Raw genomic sequence first — 20230 nt, forward strand, 5'->3', positions numbered from 1 at the left:
GCCTCACGGTCGGGAGTGGTCCGTCGCGTTGCGCGGAGCGATCCCGCCAGGGAGGCGACTATGAAGTTCGATTGGATGTCGGACAGCATCCGGCTGCATGATCAGCCGCAGCATTATCCTTGGGATGATGGAGATCCCGCGTACGGTACCAAGTTCTCTCCGGCCCGTTTGCATCATCTCACGGCCGATAGCCATGACGGCGCCGGCGGCTCCTCGTTCGGCTCGCCATCTAATGGGTCTGTCCCGTCTCTCGATTCGACTGGAGATGGAGGCGGCAGCCTTCATGGCAACGCGGATGTCCACCAGCCCAATAATGCCGATCAGTTCGGCGGCGCTCCCGCGCACCAATCCAATTCGGGTAACAGCAATACTGGCACGATCGGTACAGGAGCGAACGAGGCCGGCAACGGCGGCGACGGATTTTTCTATGGCGGCATCATTCACGCCTCCCTGGTGATCTATCAGCCGATCAACATCGCAGTATCGGTGGGATACGGTTCAATCGCCATCGCCGAGCAGACCAACGATGTGAACATCAACCAGTCCGCGCTGCAGATGGCCGGCATCGGAGGCAATGGCGGCGATGGTAACATTGCCGCGGGCGGAAACGTCGACCTCTCTTCCTTCGGCGCCAGTGGGATCACGACAGGCGACAATCACGCCGGCAACGGCGGCGACGGTCATTTCCTTGGAACGCTGCTGGATGCGCCCGTCGTCATCTACCATCCCGTCAACTTCGCGTTTGCGGCGCCCGGCGGCAGCGCGCATGCGAGCCAGTCGAACACGGTCGAGATCGATCAGTCCGCCGTGCAGATCGCAGGGATCGGCGGGCAGGGCGGAAACGGCAATGCCGCAGGCGGTGGCGACGTATCCGTTCATGGTCAATCCAACGGCAACGGACAAGGTTCAATCGACACCGGCGGCAATCAGGCCGGCAACGGCGGCGATGGCCAATTTCATGGCGACCTCGTCCACAAGTCCGTCGCTGTCTATGATCCCGTCAACATCTCGGTCGCCGGATATAATTCCACCAACCAGGCATACCAGCTCAACGACGTGCATCTGGATCAGTCCTCGTTCCAGATGGCCGGCAGCGGGGGCGACGGCGGCAGCGGCAATGTCGCGGCGGGCGGCAGCGCAGCGCTCATCTCTGCACTCCTGGGCGGCGGCTCGAATGCGATCGCAACCGGACACAACAGCGCGGGCAATGGTGGCAGCGGCCATTTCTCCGGCAGTCTCATCGATGTCAGCGTCGCGATCTATGCTCCCATCAACATCGCCATCGCCGGGCCGCATTCGACAGCCGAGGCGGACCAGATCAACAATGTCCATATCGATCAGAGCGCGGTTCAGATCGCCGGAATCGGCGGCAACGGCGGCCACGACAATCTTGCGCTGGGCGGCGATGTCGCGATGCATCTGTTGTCCGATCTTCATCTGATCGGATAGAGCGCCGAATTTCGATAGGGCATGTAATCCTTTCGGGCGTAGTCCGCGGAATCGAATGACATCCCATTTGGCATCTATCGCGGGCCCGTCGTCGGCGGACAAACTCGCATCGCGCATCCGCTTCCAGGACAGGGAGGAATGTCGCGCGAGGTAAACTCAGCACGGAGGCTCAAATGTCGAAAGGCAAGGGATTTCTCAAGGTTTCCGATTCGATCGACTTCAAGTCAATCAACACAGGCGGTCAGAGCGTCGGAAACGGCGGCGACGGCTACTTCAAGGGGAGCATCAGCAATTCACCATCGATCAAGTTCGATCCGTCGAACAAAGCCGATGGTGCCGACGTACACGTGAAGACGGGCGACTACGTCAGTCAAAAGGCATCCTGGGATGCCGACGGCGGTGACGCCAAGGCGTCGAAGTACTCGAAGGCTTATGGCGGCGACGCCAAGTCGAACGGCGATCAGAGCTCGTCCAGCGGGTACGACACGTCCAAGGTGTATGCCAACACGACGGCGCATCAGTCGAACTACCTGAAGGCGGACATGCACCAGGAAGTCGCGGCGGGCATCGGCGGCAATGGCGGGAGTGACAACCTCGGCATGGGCGGCGACGTTGACGTGCATATTGGTTAGTACTTTCTGATCGGCGGCCTCATTGAGGCGGCTGAGGCCGGCGGTCCATGCCGCCGGCCTCAGATCTCCCGCAAAACGATCCGCGCAAAAGGTCAAGCCTTGAAGCTCTGGCGGTGACGATCATGCTGGTGCCGCTGCTTCGGTTCAGTCTGCTGCAGACGCCCTGGACGCCGTTGCAGGCGGCGCTGCGGACCTGCGCAGGCTCGCTCGCCATCGTGCTCGCCTATAGCTGCAGCTACAATCTGCTGCTGTTCGCTCCCTCGATCTATCTGCTCCAGATCTACGATCGCGTGCTGCCGAGCCGGAGCAATGAAACGCTCCTGATGCTCACTTTGATCGTTGCACTCACGGTTGTGGTGGGCGGGGTGCTTGACGCGCTGCGTCGCTCGGTCCTGGTGCGCCTGGGTGCCTGGCTGGAAGACCGGCTTCGGCCCACCGTGCTCTCCGCCTGCCTTGATCATGCGTTTCGTAACGATTCAGCACGCGCTTCGGATGCCTATCGCGATCTCACGGCCGTGCGTCAGTTCGTCGAGTCAGGCGCGTCCCTGACGCTGCTCGATGCGCTCTGGATTCCGCCATTCCTCGCCGTGCTGTTTTTCGTGCATCCATTGCTTGGAGGCATTGGCGCCTGCAGCGTGCTGTTTCTGTTCGGCCTCACGGTGGTCGGCGATCTTCTCACCGAAAGCGCGCTGGCGAAATCCGCGATCGCCCTGTCCAGAAGCTATAGCCGCCTTGCGATGGTCGCAGGCCACGTTCACCTGATCCGCAGCATGGGAATGCTGGACGACGTGGCGCGCCGGGTCTACGTGGATGCGCGGAACGCGCAAAGCGAGCACGACCTGGCGCAGCGGCGGAACGAGATCATCATGCTGATCGCCAAGCCGACGCGTTCATTGGCGCAAGTTCTCATCATGGGCGCAGCCGCGTGGCTCGTCCTCGATCACGGCAAGAGCGCGGCGATCATCTTTGTCACGATGCTGATGTTCAGCCGTGCGCTTGCGCCGGTCGAAGGCGCCGTTGCAAGCTGGAAAGCGCTGAAGAGAGCGCTGGATGCCTATCAGCGGCTGACCAACGTCCTTGCCGCCGTTCCACCTACGACCGAAAACACGGACAGTCTGCCGGAACAGTCGACGGGCGATCTTGTCGTCGACAATATCGGCGCGAAGATTTCGGAAGGCGAGTGGTTTCCCATCAAGACCATCTCGTTCCGTCTCGCGCGCGGAGAGTGCCTCGGCATCATCGGTCCGTCCGGCTCCGGCAAGTCCACACTCGCAGGCATCATTGCCGGAATCTTGTTGCCGGGGCAGGGGCGCGTCCTGCTCGGCGAGACCGACATCTCGGCCCTGCGCGGAGGGCGGCAGGGCCGTTACCTCGGCTATTTGCCGCAGGACATCGATCTCGTCGGAGAGACGATCAAGGATATCATCGCCCGACTGGACGACGCCGATCTGCCAAAGGTCATGCATGCCGCCAAGCTCGCCGGGATTCACGAGAGTATCCTGCGGCTGCCGGTTGGATACGATACCGTCGTCGCCAATGACGGCGGCATATTCTCGCGCGGATTTCGCCAGCGCCTGGGGCTGGCGCGGGCATTTTTTGGCGAGCCGCGGCTGGTCGTGCTGGATGAGCCGAATGCCAGCCTGGACTACACCGGCGAGCGGGTGCTGCTGGATGCTATCGAACAACTGAAGATCGCCAGCGTCACGGTGGTCATCGTCACGCACCGGATGGGCATCCTCGCGGCGACGGACAAGATCGCCATCATGCAGGACGGCGCGGTCACGGCGTTCGGCGAGAGCGAGGACATCTTCGAGCGGTATTTGAGCCGGCCGCAAGTGGCTTCCCAAGTGGCATCGCAGGAAACGGCTCTCCCATGATCGCAAACCTCCGAGCCCTCGTGCGGTTGCCGCCCGCCTTCCTGCCGAAGCGCGAGAGCGGCGTCGTGATCACCGCGATCGACGAATTCGAGCCGCGGCAGTTTCCCTGGTGCCCGGCGCCGACGCAAGCCTCGCCGCGCTACAGGCTCGGCCACGTCACCCTGGCCGGCAATCTATTGGTCGTCGGCTTTGTGCTGGGTCTGGGAATCTGGTCGGCCTTTGCTCCGCTTGAAAGCGCGGCGATCGCGTCCGGCGTGGTCGAATCGGAATCGAGCCGGAAGACGATCCAGCACCTCGAGGGCGGCATCATCAGGAAAATATTGGTCGCCGACGGCGACGCCGTGAGTGCGGGACAGACGCTGATCGCGCTCGATGACACCAGGGCCCGCGCCGAGGTGCAAAGCCTGCAGGGGCAGTTGTGGGACGCGGCCGCGCGCGAGGCAAGGCTTCTGGCCGAGCAGCAGGGGCAGGAGCAGATCTCGTTTCCGACATGGCTCGACAGAATCCGAAGCACGAGCGGCTCGGTCGATTCGGTGCTGGCGGCACAGCAGAACATCTTTGAAACGCGCCGGCAGGTGTTCCAGTCCCAGGCCACCATCCTCAGGGAAAAACGGCTTCAGGTCGCAAAGGAGATCGAGGGGCTCAAGTCGCAGGAGGACGCGGTGGCGCAGCGCGCCGCGATCGTGCGCGAAGAGCTCGACATGGTCACCATCCTGGTCAACAAGGGACTCGAGCGCCGTCCGCGCCTGTTGAACCTCGAGCGGGAGCTGGCCGATATCGAGGGACGGCGCGGCGAGATCATTGCGCATATTTCGCGCGCCAAGCAGGTGATCAGCGAATCGCAGGCGACGCTCCTGAAGCTCGAGAGCGACCGGCAGAACGAGATCGCACAGTCATTGCGCGAGGCGCAGAACCAGGGCTTTCAACTGCGCGAAAAATTGCTGGCGGCGCAGGACCAATTGTCCCGAACGGAGGTCAAGGCACCCGAGGACGGGGTGATAACCGACCTGCGGGTTCATACGCCAGGCGGCGTGATCGGCGCCGGCGCCGCGCTGATGGATCTGGTGCCCCGGCAGGACAGGCTGGTCGTGATCGCGCGCCTGAAGCCGGAGGACATCGACGTGGTTCATCCGGGGCTGAACGCCGACGTGCACCTCTTGCCCTACAATCAGCGTCGCGTCCCGCGTCTGAAGGGAACGGTGATGCACGTATCGGCCGATCGACTGCTCGACAAGCGCACCGACCAGCCATACTACGCGACGAAAATCCGCGTCCAGGATTCCAAGATCGTGGAGAATGGCTTGAAGATCATTCCGGGAATGCCGGCCCAGGTGTTCATCACAACCGGGCGCGGCACCGTGGCGATCTACGCCTTGCGGCCTCTGCTCGATAGCTTCCACACCGCCTTCAGTGAAGACTGAGCGACGGCAGGAATAGCCAGATCAGGACGACGAGAATGCGCCGGGCTCCGGTCCGCGGTGAATGGTCGATCTTGCGCGCCAGCGCAGCACGGCCTCGGTCCTATTGCGGGCGGCACACTTCCGCATGATGTGGTGAATGTGCATCTTCACCGTGTTTTCCGAAAGCTTCAGTTTGGCGGCGATCAGCTTGTTGGGCAGGCCGAGCTCCAATTCCGCAAGCACATGTTGCTCGCGAGGCGTGAATTCGATCTGGTCCTTGTTTGCCAGATATATCGGCGCCAACGGGCTATGGTAGATCGGTTCGCAGCTAGAGCACCCGTCCTGCCCTTCAATTGAAAGCGGTCTGTAGACGCCGCCGGCGAGAACAAGACGCAAGCCGGCGACAGCGAGCTCGACCGGGATCGAGGTCGGAAAAAAGCCTCGGACTCCCCGATGCAGGGCTGCAAGCGCGGTGGCTTCGTCGTCCCGGTTGCAGAACAGGGCGATCGAGGCGTTAGGGCAGCAATCGGCGAGCAGCGCGAGGTCGCCGGCGACGGAGGGATCAGCCACCGATTTGTCCCCGATGCTGAGCGTTGCCAGCCGAACGTCGCGTCCCGTGGCGCAGCCGAGATTGTCGGTCGTGGCCATCTCGACGATTTCGAATCCGCTCAGCTCCTGTCTGAGAATGTGCAGAATGCAGGTCCGCGCCAGCGTGAGCGGATCGATGATGAGCAGGACCGGCAACGGCAGCGATCCGTTGAGCCGCTCTGCAGCAGAGACAAGGTCGTCCATAATATCCTCAATTGAAGGAATTGCCGCCCTACCCCAATCATTTCCATGCCAATGACGAGAGCATGATTCGGAAAAGTGGAAACCGGTTTTCCCTGCGACAAACGCAAAGCGTTTGCGCAGGAAGATCATGCTCAAACAAAGAGATGAGATCATGATCCGATTCCGTCTAATCGGATCATGATCCAGCGTCGCGCAACCGGCCTTTGGCACAAGCCTCTGGCCGATCGAACGCGCACGTTGGTCACCGGTATCCGCTTTCCCGGTGTCACGCTTCAGTTACAAATATTCCGATATGCGATCGCCGCGGCTGAGTTCGCTTTGCCGTCGACGACGTAGACGTCATCCTCCTTCACGAGATACAGAAATGGCTTCTCCCCGGTGTCCTCGCCCGACGCCTTCTTTCCCCTGACATGACCACAGATCGTGTCCACCGATCGCCCCAGCGTATTCTTCCTGATTGCCCGCTTCGCGTCCGTGAACTCGGCCGATGCCGGATCTTCCATTTTTGCTGCGACCGACATCTTCGCCTTGCTCAGGACGGCCTCGGATGTCCCGGCAGCCGCGGCGCGGTCTTCCATCGCCTTCGGCGGCGGGTTCTTGCCACGCGGAACCCTTGTGTCCCGACGGGGCGGTGATCGCTTCTCTGGCTTCGCCGACGTTGCAGCCTTCGTTGCCTTCGCCGCAGTATCGGGCGTGGGCGCGCTCGCCTTCGGCTCCGCCTGAGGTGGCACGCTCCCATCGAAACAGATTTTCGACCCGCACATCTGCAAGCTCGCCTGGGTAGACGGAGGCATGCCATAGCCGATCAGCATTCCTGCCACCAAGCCAATGAGAAGCAGTCCCATGCAATCCCCCTCCTCGGGGTAGGGCAGACTTCCACTCGCACTTCTTGCGACTTGATTTTGCGCTGATCCTCTATGTTTCCCGCAAAAGCGTTAAGCGCGCATTAAGCGTCGAACCATTGCTCAGCCGCGCTCGTGCATGGTTAACGCAGCGAGGAAATATGTCGGGAGCGAGGAGGCACAAAGCGCATGATCTGCTGCGCGAGATCCGTGGGACGTTCGATCAGGATCTGCGCTCTGGGCGCTAGGCCCGTGATGCTGTAAAACTCACGATCATGCCAGATCTGACTCAATTCGCGCTTTTCTTCGCCGCGGCCTTGGTGCTCGCCGTCACGCCCGGTCCGGGCATCTTCTACGTCGCTGCACGCACCCTCGCTGGCGGCCGTGCGGAAGGCGTGGCTTCCAGCTTTGGCACCGGATTGGGCGGCATGGTCCACGTCGTCGCGGGCGGCTTGGGCGTTTCCGCTATCGTGCTCGCGAGTGCGGAACTGTTCACAGCGCTGAAGCTGATCGGTGCCGCCTATCTGATCTGGATAGGCCTTCGCACTCTTCTGTCGGCCCGCAGGGACGCATCGCCAGATTTGAAGGGGGGACCAGCGGCACCGCCGATCGGGCCGCGACGGGCGTTTCGCGAAGGAGTGCTGGTCGAGGCGCTGAACCCGAAGACCGCAGCCTTCTTCCTTGCCTTCGTTCCGCAATTCGTGACCCCGAGCGCAGGCCACGTCGCTTTGCAGTTCGTGATGCTTGGCTTCGTGTCGGTCGCGCTCAACACCCTCGCCGACATCGTGGTCGCCTTCGCCGCGAGTCGCATCCGCCAAGGCGCAGCAGCACGTCCCGCGTTGATTCGCCGCCTGCGAGAGGCATCGGGAGCTGCGATGGTCGCGCTGGGCATCGGCCTCGTGCTGGCGAAGCGTCCGGCCAATTGATTGCCGGGCTGCGCTGCTTTCATGACGTGCCACTGCTGAGGGTCGATGGTGATGTAGCGCGTCCTGGTCTAGCATGACGCCGGGGCGGGTCTTCTCCCGTGTGGACGGTGATCGTGCGGTCCGACCAAAAAGCTCCAGCGCGTATGAAAAGCGGAGCCATCTCCTTCGGCGTCGGGTCGCCGTGGCGGCCATGGGCCGCGCTGGCGTGGGCCGCACTCCTCTTGGCAATTCTCGTGTCGTTCAGGCCGGCGGTCCCGGTCATCTGGGGTGACACGCCGCCGTTCGTGGAATCTGCGCTGCGCACGCTTGAGGCAGGACGGCCGACCGTGACGGGTGGGCGTGACCCGGGCTACCCGGCATTCCTGGCCGTGACGTTCGCGTTTGGAGGCGACCTCGGAACGGTGGTGCGCCTGCACCAGGCGGCCTGGGCCGTTCTGATGCTGGCGCTTGCGATAACCGCGCAGGCGGCGACGCGCAGTGCCGTCGGGCTGATTCCGATCATCCTGGTCGCGACGTATCCGGGCTTGTTGCTGTTCACGAACGTCCTCACCGCGGACCTTCTCTTTGCGGTCTTCCTCAATCTGGCAACAGCCGGATTGCTCGTTGCCTCCTGCATCGACGGAGCGGCGCGATGCTGCGCGGTCGTCGCTTCCATCCTGTGCGCGGCGATCGCAGCGTGCTTGAGATCGCAGGGACTCCTCGTCCCGATCGCCGCCATCCTGGTGGGCGCCTGCCTTGTCCGGCCGAAGACGCCCGCGCGCCTTGCCGTGATGGCCATCTCCGTCGCGGCGGCGCTGGCGCTTCTCCTTGCCGGCTCACGGTTCGGAGCTTCCAGCTCCGACCAGGCCTCGGCCGTGTTCGTCCCCAAGACACTGTTCTGCAATCACCTGAACATCGTGCTCGCAAGCGATGCCGCGCGAGGTGAGATCGTATCGGCGGCAGGCGACCGCGCCGATGCCACAATGGCGCGGCTTGCCACCGACTTCGCCGCGGAGCCGGGCCGCTGGCCCGTACTCGGGTTCTTTGGCGACGCGTGCCTGTTCGACAGCGAACTGGATCGGGATTTCGCCGACACGACCGGACATGCCGTCGGGGCAACGGCAGCCTATTGGCGGATCTTCCTGGCCGCCGCGCGCGATCGGCCGCTGGTCTACGCAGGCAAGTTCATTCGCCAGATGGCCTATGGCTTTTCGTCGGCATGGCCGCCTTATGGACTCGAGCCTTTCATACCGGTGTCCAGCGACGACGTGCCGCACGTGTCCGAGATCATGGCGCGGCACGGCCGGGCGGCCGAGCCGAACGATCTGCAAGGCGGACCGGTTCGGATCGGCCTATTGTCCGACTTCCCTGTAACTTCCGCCTATCTGTTCAAGGCATTGTCCGCTGCCTTCGTTATCGCCGTCATGTTCTGGACGGTGGCAGCCGTGCGGCGTCGGCGGCCAGCTTTCGTGACGCGCGCAGGCATCGTGGTCGTGATGTGGGCGGCTTCGATCGCGACCGCCGCCGCCGCTCACACTCTCGACGTCTCGCGATATCTGATGCCCGCAGTGCCGATGGTGGGCCTCATGCTGTCCCTTTTCGCCGTCGAACCGACTGAGACACTGATGGCCGATCGCGCGGTCGCCGCCGCGACGATCAGACGTGCGATGCGTTCCGGCCCGAGGAGCGGCTGATAGGCATCGTAGCAATCCGCTGCGCTCGCTCGCAGCAACGGGGACGACGAAGCGTTGGGACAGCGAAGCTGCCGAATTACATCGCTTGCGCTGATACGAGTTTGGGCGTTGAGTCCATTAGCTAAGCTACCTAAACGGGTGCCGCTGATCCCATCAAATTCTCAAGCAGTCTTTCTGTTCTGATCACGCGATGCGGACAGAACGCCGTATGCCGAGCGCATTTGCCTTTCGTAGATCGCAAGCCAAGCGCTCGGCCGAATGAGCGCAATCGGCATTGGTGCATGCCAACATAGCCGGGGAGGAGAATGATGAGCACTTGGCTAAGTGAACGAGAGCAGCGCCTCGTTGCCGGCGCTGAAGCGGCATCGGCGGCGACGCCGATTCCTACCCAGATCGTATCAAACGGCGAGTATCTCCCGCCCCCGCAGAGCGCCCTTCAGAAAAAGGTTGAAACTCGAATTAACGAGCTTGCTGATTCTAACGGCAAACGGCTGGGCCTGAGCCGCCGGCAGTTCCTGCACACGAGCTGCGGCATGGCCGCGGCCTTTCTAGCCATGAACGATGTCTACGGTAACGTCTTTCAAGTCGCGCCGGCCGAGGCCCGCGAACCCGATTTGATGCTTGCCCGGGCGCAAAACCTTGCCGAGCAGTTCATCTTTGACGTTCAGACCCACTTTGTCCGCGACGACTTCGACCACAAGGAGCTGTTGGGACTAGCGCAATTTGCGAGTGACCACTGGAATCCGAAGATGAAGGAGGAAGGCGTGTCGTCGCTCGCCCGCTACAAGTTCCAGAACTACGTTAAGGAGATCTATTACGACAGCGACACCAATATGGCTCTCTTAAGCGGAGCACCGTTCGACGATCCGAGCTGGTGGCTGCTCTCCAACGAGCAGATCGTCAAGGCGCGCGAACTCATCAACGGCTTCGCTGGCTCCCGGCGCCTGCTGGCGCACAGCGTCATAACGCCCAAACAGCCCGGCTGGATGGAGGAGGTTGACAAGGCGATCGAGGTCTACAAGCCGGACTCCTGGAAGTCCTATACGATCGGCGATCCGCTGGCGCCTTCCAAGTTCCCGTGGCGGCTCGACGACGAGCAGGTGATGTATCCGTTCTATGAAAAGGCGGTGAAGGCAGGCATCAACACGCTGTGCATCCACAAGGGATTGCTGCCGCCCGATTACGAGAAATCGTTCGCCGGCGTCTGGGAATACGCGACGGCTTGGGACATCGGAAAGGCAGCCAAGGATTGGCCGCAGATGAACTTCGTGATCTATCACTCGGCGCTGCGGGCGTTCCTCGAGCTGCCGGACAAGGCATGGGCGGATTTCGAACAAACGGGTCGCATCCAGTGGGCCTCCGATCTTGCGGAAATCCCGCAGAAGTTCGGCGTCACCAATGTCTATGCCGAGCTAGGCACGTCCTTTGCCAACTCGGCGGTCGCGCATCCGAAATTCTGCGCCGCGCTGGTCGGCACGCTGATCAAGGGCATGGGCGTGGATCATGTGATGTGGGGCACCGACTCGGTTTGGTACGGCTCGCCGCAATGGCAGATCGAGGCGCTACGCCGGCTCGAAATCCCGGAGGATATGCAGAAGAAGTACGGGTTTGCGCCGCTCGGCGACGCTAACAGCGCCGTCAAGCAGCAGATCTTCGCCGGCAACGCGACCAGGTTCTACAAGATCAAGCTGAGGGCCGCTGACAATAGCAGTATGCCAGCCTTTTCAGAGGACCGCCTGGCGGCGCTCAAGAATGAGTACGCCTTGGGGGCCAAGGAACCCTCGAACCTGCGCTACGGATACGTTCGCGCCGCGTAGAGCATGATCCCGGACTCGGCACCCCTTTGCCGAGGAGACCTCCGTCAATTGGAGAGGGACAACGATTCGCGGCGCGACAAGCTCGCTGTGAATTGCCTTGCCTTCGTCCAATTCGCGTCGATGCGAATTGGACACCGGTTTCGTAGCCCAGGTGGCGTGAAGCGCAACCCAGGGTACCTCCGTCAACCTCTACCAGCGGCCCCGGGTTACGCTGGCGCTTCACCCGGGCTACGGCACTTCCAAATACCTACTGCGCCGTCTGCTGCCGCAGCTCCGCCACGTCCTTCGCCGTGAGCTTCGAGCCCTTGGCGCCGAAACGGGCGGTGACATAGTTGGCGACTGCCGCGATCTCGTCATCCGAATAGGCGTTGCCAAATGCCGGCATCGAGAGCGCGCCGTCCGGCGTGGTGCGCTTGGTGCCGGACAGAACGATCTGCGCGACGTTGGTGGCCGCGGGATCGTTGACCGCCCACGAGCCGGTCAGCGTCGCCGTCGGCGACACCAGGCTCTCGCCGGTCCAGCCGTGGCAGCTCACACAGGCGCCCTCGAACACCATCTTGCCCCTCGCATCCGCCGTTACGCCTTGCTTGTGCGAGGCAGGTGCTGCGGGAGCCGTGGTCGCCGGCAGGTCGGGCGAGGCCTGCGGCGGTACGCTGCGCAGGTAGACGGCGATGGCGCGAACGTCCTCCGGCGCGAGCTGGCTCAGGCTGTTGTCGACAGCTTCGCCCATCGGCCCGGAGGCGGTGCCGTGGCCGAGCGCATGACCGGTCGAGAGGTATGAGACGAGCGCCTCTTCGCTCCAATTGCCGAGGCCGGTGGCCTTGTCGGAGGAGATGTTGAAGGCGCGCCAGCCGGCGGTGACGGCGCCCGCGAATTTCTTGCGGTTGTCGAGCGCGAAGCCGAGATTGCGCGGCGTGTGGCACTCGCCGCAATGCGCGAGCGCTTCGGCGAGGTAGGCGCCCCTGTTCCACTCCGGGCTCTTCGAGGTGTCGGGCGCAAAGCGCGTGTCCGGGTTGAACACCGCCGACCAGAACAGCATCGCCCAGCGCTGGTTGAACGGGAACGCCAACGTGTTCTCCGGCGCCGGCGCGCGCACCGGCGGCAGGCTGAACAGATAGGCCTTCACCGCCAGCAGGTCCTCGTCCGTCATGTAGGTGTAGGACGCATAGGGCATCGCCGGATAGAGCATCGCCCCATCATGGCGCTTGCCGCGCTGGACAGCGTTGAGGAAATCCTGGTCGCTGTAATTGCCGATGCCGGTTTCCTTGTCAGCCGTGATGTTGGTCGAATAGAGCGTGCCGAACGGCAGCTTGAACGCCAGCCCGCCGGCGTATTGCTTCTCACCCGGCTTGGTGTGGCAGACCATGCAGTCCGCCGCTTTGGCCAGATATTCGCCCCGCTCCACCAGGCTCGCTTTCTCCAGCGCTGCTGGCACGCCGGTCGGCCTGCCGGCGCGGTAGTCGGCGACGGCCGCCTTGTTGCCACCTGCGAAATCAAGCGGGCCCGGGCCACGGACGATCCAGACGCCGATCGCAACAGCCGCGATGATGATCACGGCAAGGCTCAACAGGATACGCTTTACCCGTCTCATGCCTTCTTCCCCACGGCGATCAGTGAACGGTCGATCGGCAGGCGCCGCAGCGCCACTCCCGTTGCGGCGTAGATCGCGTTGCGTAGCGCAGGCGGTCCGGCGTTGACGCCGGCTTCGCCAATGCCGCCTGGCGCTTCGCCGCTCTTGACCACGGTGACTTCGATCTTCGGCGTCTCGTTGATGCGCATCATGCGGTAGTCGTGGAAGTTCGACTGCTGCACGCGACCCTTGTCGATGGTGATCTCGCCATAGAGTGCGGCGGTGAGGCCGAAGATCAGGCCGCCCTCGATCTGCGCCTTCACCGTGTCGGGGTTGACCGCGATCCCGGTGTCGACCACCGAGGTGACGCGGCGGAGCGCGATCTCGCCGATGTCGTCGATTTCGGCTTCCACCACGGTCGCAAGGAAGCTCGCAAACGAGGGCTGCACGCAGACGCCGCGGCCGACGCGCGGTGGCAGCTTTTCGCCCCAGCCGGACTTCTCGGCGGCGAGGTTCAGCACCGCGAGCGCGCGCGGACTCTTGGTCAGCATGCTCCGGCGGAATTCGACCGGATCCTTGCCGGCCTTGCGCGCAAGCTCGTCCATTGCGCATTCGAATGCGAACACATTGTTGTTCGGGCCGACGCCGCGCCAGAAGCCTGTCGGCACCGCCGGCGGCTCGGCGCGGACATATTCGACGTGGAAGTTGGAAAAGTCGTAGGGGGTCTCTACGGCGGCGTCGACTGCGTCGATATCGACTCCCTTCTGGAACGCCGCAGGCAGCCAGCGCGCAATGACTGCCGAACCGGCGATCTTGTATTTCCAGGCCGCCACCTTGCCGTCGACCAGAGTCGCGGTGACCTGGTCGCGATAGACCGGGCGATACACGTCGTGCTGGATGTCCTCCTCGCGGGTCCATATCACCTTGACGGGATAATCGACCTGCTTGGCGATCTTCACCGCCGTGATCACCATGTCCGGCTCGAGCTTGCGGCCAAAGCCGCCGCCGAGCAGGTGGTTGTTGACGATCACCTTGTCGACGGGCAGGCCGGCGGCCTTTGCGGCCTCCGACTGCACGCGCGTCATGATCTGCGTGCCGGTCCAGATCTCACAGGCATCCGGCCTGACGTGAACTGTCGCGTTGATCGGCTCCATCGAGGCGTGCGCGAGGAACGGCAGTTCGAAGCTCGCCTCGAATTTGTCGCCGCTCGCAAGACCCTTGGCGATGTCACCGACCGATTTTGCGACCGCGCCGTCCTTCTCGATGGCGGCGCGCAGATGCTGCCAGATGTCCTTTGTGCCGAGCTTTGCGTTAGGTCCCTCGTTCCATTCGATCTTGAGCGCTTCGAGGCCTTTCTTCGCCGCCCACATGTGATCGCCGATCACCGCGACCGTTTCCTCGAGGACCACGACCTTGCGCACACCCGGGATTTTCACCGCAGCGCTGTCGTCGACCTTGCCGACCTTGCCACCGAATACGGGGCAGGCAGCCACCGTTGCTATCTTCATGTTCGGCAGGATCGCGTCGATGCCGTAGACGACCTTGCCGTTGACCTTGTCTGGCGTATCCAGCCGTTTCAGGGGCTGGCCGATATAGACGAAGTCCTTGGGGTCCTTGACCGGGACATCCTTCGGCGCCATCTCGCCTTGCGCGGCCAGCGCCAGTTCGCCATAGCCGAGCTTGCGGCCGCTTGCCGCGTGCACGACTTCGCCTTTCGACGTCGTGCAGCTCGCAGGCTCGACCTGCCATTGCACTGCTGCGGCCTGCACCAGCATTGCCCGCGCACTGGCGCCCGCAGCGCGCAGCGGCTTCCACCAGGCGCGGATCGAGGTCGAGCCACCCGTCGCCTGCAAGCCGAAGACGGGATTGGCGTAGAACTTGTCGTTCGGCGGTGCGTGCAGCACCGCAACCTTTGCCCAATCGGCGTCCAGTTCTTCGGCCAGGATCATCGAGATCGAGGTGTAGATACCCTGGCCCATCTCCACCTGCGGCATGATCAGCGTGGTTTGGCCGCTCTCGTCGATGCGGATAAAGGCGTTGGGCGCGAACTTGCCGTCGGTTGCGTCCTTCGGCTGCTCCGGCTCGTTGACGGCCGCGCGCAGCGGCAGATGGAAGGCGAGCAGGAAGCCGGTGGCCAGCCCACCGGTGAGGAGCGCGCGCCGCGAGACGCCGTTCGCGCTGTTTTCCGGGTGGATTTCTTGGTGGAGTTTTTCTGCTGTCAGCATGGCGCGCCTCCTACGACTGACGTCCGGAGGCGGCCTGCTTGATGGCCTCGCGGATCCGCACATAGGTGCCGCAGCGGCAGATGTTGCCGGCCATCGCCGCATCGATATCGGAATCGTCGGGGTTCGGCGTCGCGGACAGGAGCGCGGCTGCGGCCATGATCTGGCCCGACTGGCAATAGCCGCATTGGATCACTTCAAGTTCGAGCCAGGCCTTCTGCACCTTCGCGCCGGCAGGCGAATTGCCGACCGCCTCGATGGTCGTCACGGGGCGGCCCTGCACCGCGCTCACCGGCAGCACGCAGGAACGCACCGCCTTGCCGTCGATATGCACCGTGCAGGCGCCGCACTGCGCGATGCCGCAGCCGAACTTGGTGCCGGTCATGCCTAAGATGTCACGCAGCACCCAGAGCAGCGGCATTTCGGGCGGCGCATCGAAGGATTTCTGTTCGCCATTGATGGTGAGTGTCGTCGCCATAAGCATACCCCAGATTCAGCGGCCGCGGACAGCGGACGCGTCAACGAAACCGTATCGCATCGCGACGAGCTAGGAAGCGAAGACATGTTTCGCAATGCTAGTTCGTGCTGACCATGCATAGGATGATGAGTGTCATCACATCATCGTGTGCGTTATTCTAGGGGATGGAAGCGAAAATCGATCAAGGCCGCGCGAAAGAACCGTGCGTTTTGAAAAGACTGCGTGAAGTGCCGGACAGTGCGGTGACTGCTTAGAAAAGAGGCCGTCAGAGCCTATACGCCGTGCGGAAGCCGCCCCAGTGCCGGCCGCGTACGCGGACCGGCACGTCGATCTCGCGCATCATCACCATGTTGCCATTGCCCATGTCGCGGGCGTAGCTCTGGATCAGATAGGCGCGCTGGTTGCGCCCGGCGGCGAGGCCGGCCGCGTCATTGAAGATGCGGCGGTTGCGGCTGTTGGCGGTGTTGAAGGCGACATCGCCCGGCCGCTGCGGGTGCGAATAGATCTTGTTGTGCACCGGCAGATAGCCGTTGCGGTCGATCATGGCGCAGAACGCCATCCGCGGATCCTTGGCGAGGAAAGCCTCCTGGAACGGCGGCAGCGCGCGCTCCGCCCAATCCAATATTTTTGTGCGGTACTGCATCGGATTGGTGTCGGATATCTCGACATAGTCGGTGTCGAACATATCCTCGATCGTGACGGCGCCGCTCGCGATCCCGTTCTCGAAAATCCTGGTCAGCGCCACGCCCGCTTCCATCGCGCGCATGACGAACTCGGTGTTCTCGTCGCGGATCGCCCACAATTTGTCTTCGATCGTCTCGCGCAGCTCCAAGGTCAGCGCCTCGAAGCGTGCCTGCGCGCCGGCCTTGGTCTTGTCGGCGATCCGGATCTTGACGGCGCCGACATCCTGAAGTGTGGCGGCAAGGCTCTGGTGCAGTTGCAGGCGTTCGGCCTCGGGTCCCGAGATCAGGATGCCGTCCATGGATATCTCATAGACCGGCGCGGTGACGACGCTGCCGCGCGCTTGCATCTCGAGCTTGAGGTTGCAGGGCAGCCGCTCGCCCTTGCGTGGGTCTTCGCGCTCGCCCTGCCGCAGCAGCACCGCGCAGCGCGATTTCAGTTTTTGCGCAAAGCTGGTCACCGCGCGGCCGGCCTGGGCGACGTCCTTGCCATGCGCTTCGGCGTCCCTGGTGGCCTGATCGATCTCGGCGGCGCTGTCGCCGACCGCGACGATGAAGCTCGAGGCGGAGGCAGCATTCTGCGCGATCTCGCCGGTGGTCTTATGCTGCTCCGTCACCGCGCCGCTGACATGCGCGAACACCGGGCGGATCGCCTCGATCGCCTGCGCGATGCGGTGTACGGCATCGGCCGAGCCCGCGGCGTCCTTCTGCAGTGCCTCGATCTTCTTCGTGATCTCTTCGGTCGCGCCCTGGGTCTGCACCGCCAGCGCCTTCACTTCGGTCGCGACCACCGCGAACCCCTTGCCGGCGGCGCCGGCGCGCGCTGCCTCGATGGTCGAGTTGAGGGCGAGCAGCGTGGTCTGCCGCGCGATCTGTGCGATCAGGTTGACGACGTTGCCAATCGCGGCGGAGGATTCACGCAGGCGGTCGACATTGGCGCGGGCCTCGCGCGCCGCGGCGCCCGCTTCGTCGGCGAGCCGGCCGGCGTCGCGCACCTGCGCGCCGATCCCCTGCGCCGAATCGGTGAATTTGTCGGCGGCCTCCGAGAAGGTCGCGGCCGTGGTCTGCGCCGCATTGGTGCGGCCGGTCAGCGCATCCGTGCGCTCGCGGATGGTCGCAAGCGTCGCCGCGGTTGCCTCGGCCCCGCCGGCCACCGATTGGGCGGCACGCTCGAGTTGCCGGATCATGCCGCCGAGCTCGAGTTCCAGCAGCTCGAGGATTTCCCCGGCCGAACCGGTATCGTGGGAGGGGTTATCGGCCGGCGCCGCCGCTGCGGTCGCAACCTTCGGCTCGACGGCTGCTGCCACGGGTTCCGGATCTCGCTTGCGAAACAAACCGAACGCCGCCATTGGGGTTCTCTTGCAAGTTGAAATGGACTGTCCGATTCTCCCATCCGTAGGTGAAATCGTGGTTAACGGCTGCCTGATTTTCCGGAAGGCGGCACGGCCGGCATGCCAGATCACGCCGCAAGTCTTTGATTTTGGCCTGTCGGAGGCCTATAACGCCGCGCCTCACCCCCTTTTTGAAAGACGATTCCCAAGGGACCTCGCATGGCCGGCCATTCCCAATTCAAGAACATCATGCACCGCAAGGGCCGGCAGGATGCCCAGAAGTCGAAGCTGTTCGGCAAGCTGGCCCGCGAAATCACGGTCGCGGCCAAGCTCGGCACCCCCGACCCCGCCATGAACCCCCGGCTGCGCGCCGCGATCGTTGCCGCGCGCGCGGAAAACATGCCGAAGGACAATATCGAGCGCGCCATCAAGAAGGCCGCCGGTAACGAGGGCGAGAACTATGACGAGATCCGCTACGAGGGCTATGGCCCCGGCGGCGTCGCCGTGATCGTCGAGGCCCTGACCGACAACCGCAACCGCGCCGCCTCCGACATCCGCTCCTACTTCACCAAGTCGGGCGGCAATCTCGGCGAAACCGGCTCGGTCGCCTTCATGTTCGACCGGGTCGGCATCATCGAATATGACCACAAGGCCGCCTCCGACGATGCGGTGCTGGATGCGGCGATCGAGGCGGGCGCCGACGACGTCGTATCGAGCGAAAGCGGCCACGAGATCTACGCCTCGCCGGAATCCTACCGCGAGGTCGCGAAGGCGCTGGAAGCGAAATTCGGCGAGCCGCGCAAGGCGTCGCTGACCTGGAAGCCACAAAACACCGTCGCCGTCGATGACGAGACCGGCGAGAAGCTGCTCAAGCTGATGGATCTGCTCAACGACCACGACGACGTCCAGAACGTGTTCGCCAATTTCGAGATCTCGGACGCGCTGATCGCGAAGATGGGCGGGTAGCCCCATCTCTCGTGATGCCGTCATGGCCGGGCTTGTCCCGGCCACCCACGCGTATCCACTCGTGCTGAAGGACGTGGATGCCCGGGACAAGCCCGGGCATGACGAGGTGGGGGCACCGCTTTCCCCGTGCATGACCTCCCCGTTTGTGTTTCGTTCTCGAAACGCAGCGGTTATCACTACCCCATGACAGTCCAGCCGATTCGCAAACCCACCCGCATTCTCGGCATCGACCCGGGCCTCCGCCGCACCGGCTGGGGCGTGATCGAGGTCGAGGGCAATCGGCTGGTGTTCATTGGCTGCGGCTCGATCGAGCCGTCGGAACGGCTGCCGCTGTCAGGCCGGCTGCTTGCGATCCATGAGGGGCTGGCCGCCGTGCTCGGCGATTTCAAACCGGCGGAAGCCGCGGTCGAGCAGACGTTTGTCAACAAGGATGGTGTTGCGACGCTGAAACTCGGTCAGGCCCGCGGCGTCGCCATGCTGGCGCCTGCAATGTTCGGCATCGAGGTTGCCGAATATGCGCCGAACCAGGTCAAGAAAACCGTGGTCGGCGCCGGACACGCCGAGAAGAACCAGATCGCCGTGATGCTGAAGATCCTGCTGCCTAAGGCCGAGCCGCAATCGCCCGACGCCGCCGATGCACTCGCGGTCGCGATCACGCACGCCCATCACCGCCAAAGCACCGCGCTGCGACTGAGAGTAGCCAGCCTATGATCGGCAAATTGAAAGGCCTCATCGACTCCTATGGCGAGGATTATGTGATCCTCGATGTCGGCGGCGTCGGCTATCAGGTGCATTGCTCCGCGCGCACGCTGCAGGCGCTGCCGTCCCCCGGCGAGGCCGCGGTGCTCTCGATCGAGACCTATGTGCGCGAAGACCAGATCAAGCTGTTCGGCTTCCGCACCGACAACGAGCGCGAATGGTTTCGCCTGTTGCAGACCGTGCAAGGCGTCGGCGCCAAGGTCGCGCTCGCCGTGCTTGGCACGCTGCCGCCTTCCGACCTCGCGAACGCGATCGCGCTGCGTGACAAGGCCGCGGTGGCGCGCACGCCCGGCGTCGGGCCGAAGGTCGCCGAGCGCATCGTCAGCGAGCTGAAGGACAAGGCCCCGGCCTTTGCCAATGTCGATCCCGCCGTGGTCCATCTCGCCGGCGCCATCGACAACGAGCGCGCGCCGCGTCCGGTGACCGATGCGATCTCCGCATTGGTCAATCTCGGCTACGGCCAGCCGCAAGCCGCCGCCGCCATCGCCGCCGCCTCGCGCAGTGCAGGCGAGCAGGCCGAAACCGCGCAGTTGATCCGGCTGGGCCTGAAGGAACTCGCGAAGTGATGGCTCACCCTACGGGACTATGCCTTCGCACTGCCTGTTACTGTGCCCTCTCCCCTTGTGGGAGAGGGCAGCACCGGAATCGGCAACGAACACGATTGGGTGAGGGGTTTCTTTCCGCGAGCACCTCGCCCGCGGCGACAACCCCTCATCCGTCGCGCATTGCATGCGCGCCACCTTCTCCCACAAGGGGAGAAGGGAAGGACGCGCGCTTTGCCCACCCTACGATCGCTGCGATCGTCACGGAATTGAC

At 63.6% G+C, this 20230-nt stretch carries 16 protein-coding genes; 10 read left to right on the top strand and 6 right to left on the bottom strand.

Going from position 1 to position 20230, the window contains the following annotated elements:
• Positions 1–60: 60 nt before the first annotated feature.
• The 4 genes from ACZIRK_RS08460 to ACZIRK_RS08475 all read left to right on the top strand — a co-directional run bounded on the left by ACZIRK_RS08460 (position 61) and on the right by ACZIRK_RS08475 (position 5379).
• On the top strand, positions 61–1449 hold the full coding sequence (locus tag ACZIRK_RS08460) for a hypothetical protein (protein WP_130226476.1): 1389 nt from the start codon (positions 61–63) through the stop codon (positions 1447–1449).
• Between the two features lie 173 nt (positions 1450–1622).
• Entirely contained in the window at positions 1623–2081 is a 459-nt protein-coding gene (locus tag ACZIRK_RS08465; RefSeq protein WP_130226475.1) for a hypothetical protein, read from the top strand.
• Positions 2082–2203: 122 nt separating this feature from the next.
• Positions 2204–3958, top strand: a complete 1755-nt coding sequence (locus ACZIRK_RS08470) for a type I secretion system permease/ATPase (RefSeq protein WP_130226495.1) — start codon at positions 2204–2206, stop codon at positions 3956–3958.
• Positions 3955–5379, top strand: a complete 1425-nt coding sequence (locus tag ACZIRK_RS08475; RefSeq protein ID WP_463327145.1) for an HlyD family type I secretion periplasmic adaptor subunit — start codon at positions 3955–3957, stop codon at positions 5377–5379. Before ACZIRK_RS08470 ends, ACZIRK_RS08475 begins: the two co-directional genes overlap by 4 nt.
• A gap of 21 nt (positions 5380–5400) precedes the next feature.
• On the opposite strand, the gene ACZIRK_RS08480 is transcribed toward ACZIRK_RS08475, so the two are convergent.
• Both ACZIRK_RS08480 and ACZIRK_RS08485 read right to left on the bottom strand, forming a co-directional pair.
• A complete protein-coding gene (locus ACZIRK_RS08480; RefSeq protein WP_130226473.1) occupies positions 5401–6150 on the bottom strand; it encodes a response regulator transcription factor in 750 nt (249 codons plus the stop codon).
• 272 nt (positions 6151–6422) lie between these two features.
• Complete coding sequence (locus tag ACZIRK_RS08485) at positions 6423–6995, bottom strand: hypothetical protein (protein ID WP_245474759.1); 573 nt, start codon at positions 6993–6995, stop codon at positions 6423–6425.
• Positions 6996–7267: 272 nt separating this feature from the next.
• Here ACZIRK_RS08485 and ACZIRK_RS08490 point away from each other — a divergent pair, with 272 nt between their 5' ends.
• The 3 genes from ACZIRK_RS08490 to ACZIRK_RS08500 all read left to right on the top strand — a co-directional run bounded on the left by ACZIRK_RS08490 (position 7268) and on the right by ACZIRK_RS08500 (position 11408).
• Positions 7268–7918: a LysE family translocator gene (locus ACZIRK_RS08490; RefSeq protein ID WP_130226472.1), complete on the top strand. Its 651-nt coding sequence runs from the start codon at positions 7268–7270 to the stop codon at positions 7916–7918.
• Positions 7919–8061: 143 nt separating this feature from the next.
• Positions 8062–9591, top strand: a complete 1530-nt coding sequence (locus ACZIRK_RS08495; protein WP_130226471.1) for a hypothetical protein — start codon at positions 8062–8064, stop codon at positions 9589–9591.
• 533 nt (positions 9592–10124) lie between these two features.
• Positions 10125–11408 (top strand): amidohydrolase family protein, encoded by a 1284-nt coding sequence (locus ACZIRK_RS08500; RefSeq protein ID WP_245474758.1) that lies wholly within the window; start codon positions 10125–10127, stop codon positions 11406–11408.
• 247 nt (positions 11409–11655) lie between these two features.
• On the opposite strand, the gene ACZIRK_RS08505 is transcribed toward ACZIRK_RS08500, so the two are convergent.
• From ACZIRK_RS08505 to ACZIRK_RS08520, 4 genes are all read right to left on the bottom strand, one after another.
• Complete coding sequence (locus ACZIRK_RS08505; RefSeq protein WP_130226469.1) at positions 11656–12999, bottom strand: c-type cytochrome; 1344 nt, start codon at positions 12997–12999, stop codon at positions 11656–11658.
• On the bottom strand, positions 12996–15203 hold the full coding sequence (locus tag ACZIRK_RS08510; protein WP_463327146.1) for a xanthine dehydrogenase family protein molybdopterin-binding subunit: 2208 nt from the start codon (positions 15201–15203) through the stop codon (positions 12996–12998). Before ACZIRK_RS08510 ends, ACZIRK_RS08505 begins: the two co-directional genes overlap by 4 nt.
• A 10-nt stretch (positions 15204–15213) precedes the next feature.
• Positions 15214–15678: a (2Fe-2S)-binding protein gene (locus tag ACZIRK_RS08515; RefSeq protein WP_207231038.1), complete on the bottom strand. Its 465-nt coding sequence runs from the start codon at positions 15676–15678 to the stop codon at positions 15214–15216.
• A 265-nt stretch (positions 15679–15943) separates the two neighbouring features.
• Positions 15944–17707: a methyl-accepting chemotaxis protein gene (locus ACZIRK_RS08520; RefSeq protein WP_463327147.1), complete on the bottom strand. Its 1764-nt coding sequence runs from the start codon at positions 17705–17707 to the stop codon at positions 15944–15946.
• 201 nt (positions 17708–17908) lie between these two features.
• Here ACZIRK_RS08520 and ACZIRK_RS08525 point away from each other — a divergent pair, with 201 nt between their 5' ends.
• The 3 genes from ACZIRK_RS08525 to ruvA all read left to right on the top strand — a co-directional run bounded on the left by ACZIRK_RS08525 (position 17909) and on the right by ruvA (position 19980).
• The gene (locus tag ACZIRK_RS08525; RefSeq protein WP_130228223.1) at positions 17909–18655 is read left to right on the top strand and encodes a YebC/PmpR family DNA-binding transcriptional regulator; all 747 of its coding nucleotides are present in this window, start codon (positions 17909–17911) and stop codon (positions 18653–18655) included.
• Positions 18656–18838: 183 nt separating this feature from the next.
• The gene (ruvC, locus tag ACZIRK_RS08530; RefSeq protein ID WP_028163701.1) at positions 18839–19366 is read left to right on the top strand and encodes a crossover junction endodeoxyribonuclease RuvC; all 528 of its coding nucleotides are present in this window, start codon (positions 18839–18841) and stop codon (positions 19364–19366) included.
• Positions 19363–19980: a Holliday junction branch migration protein RuvA gene (gene ruvA, locus ACZIRK_RS08535; RefSeq protein ID WP_028163700.1), complete on the top strand. Its 618-nt coding sequence runs from the start codon at positions 19363–19365 to the stop codon at positions 19978–19980. The genes ruvC and ruvA overlap by 4 nt, the downstream gene beginning before the upstream one ends.
• The last annotated feature ends 250 nt before the right edge of the window (positions 19981–20230 follow it).

It is taken from the genome of Bradyrhizobium sp. Leo114 (assembly GCF_055229415.2).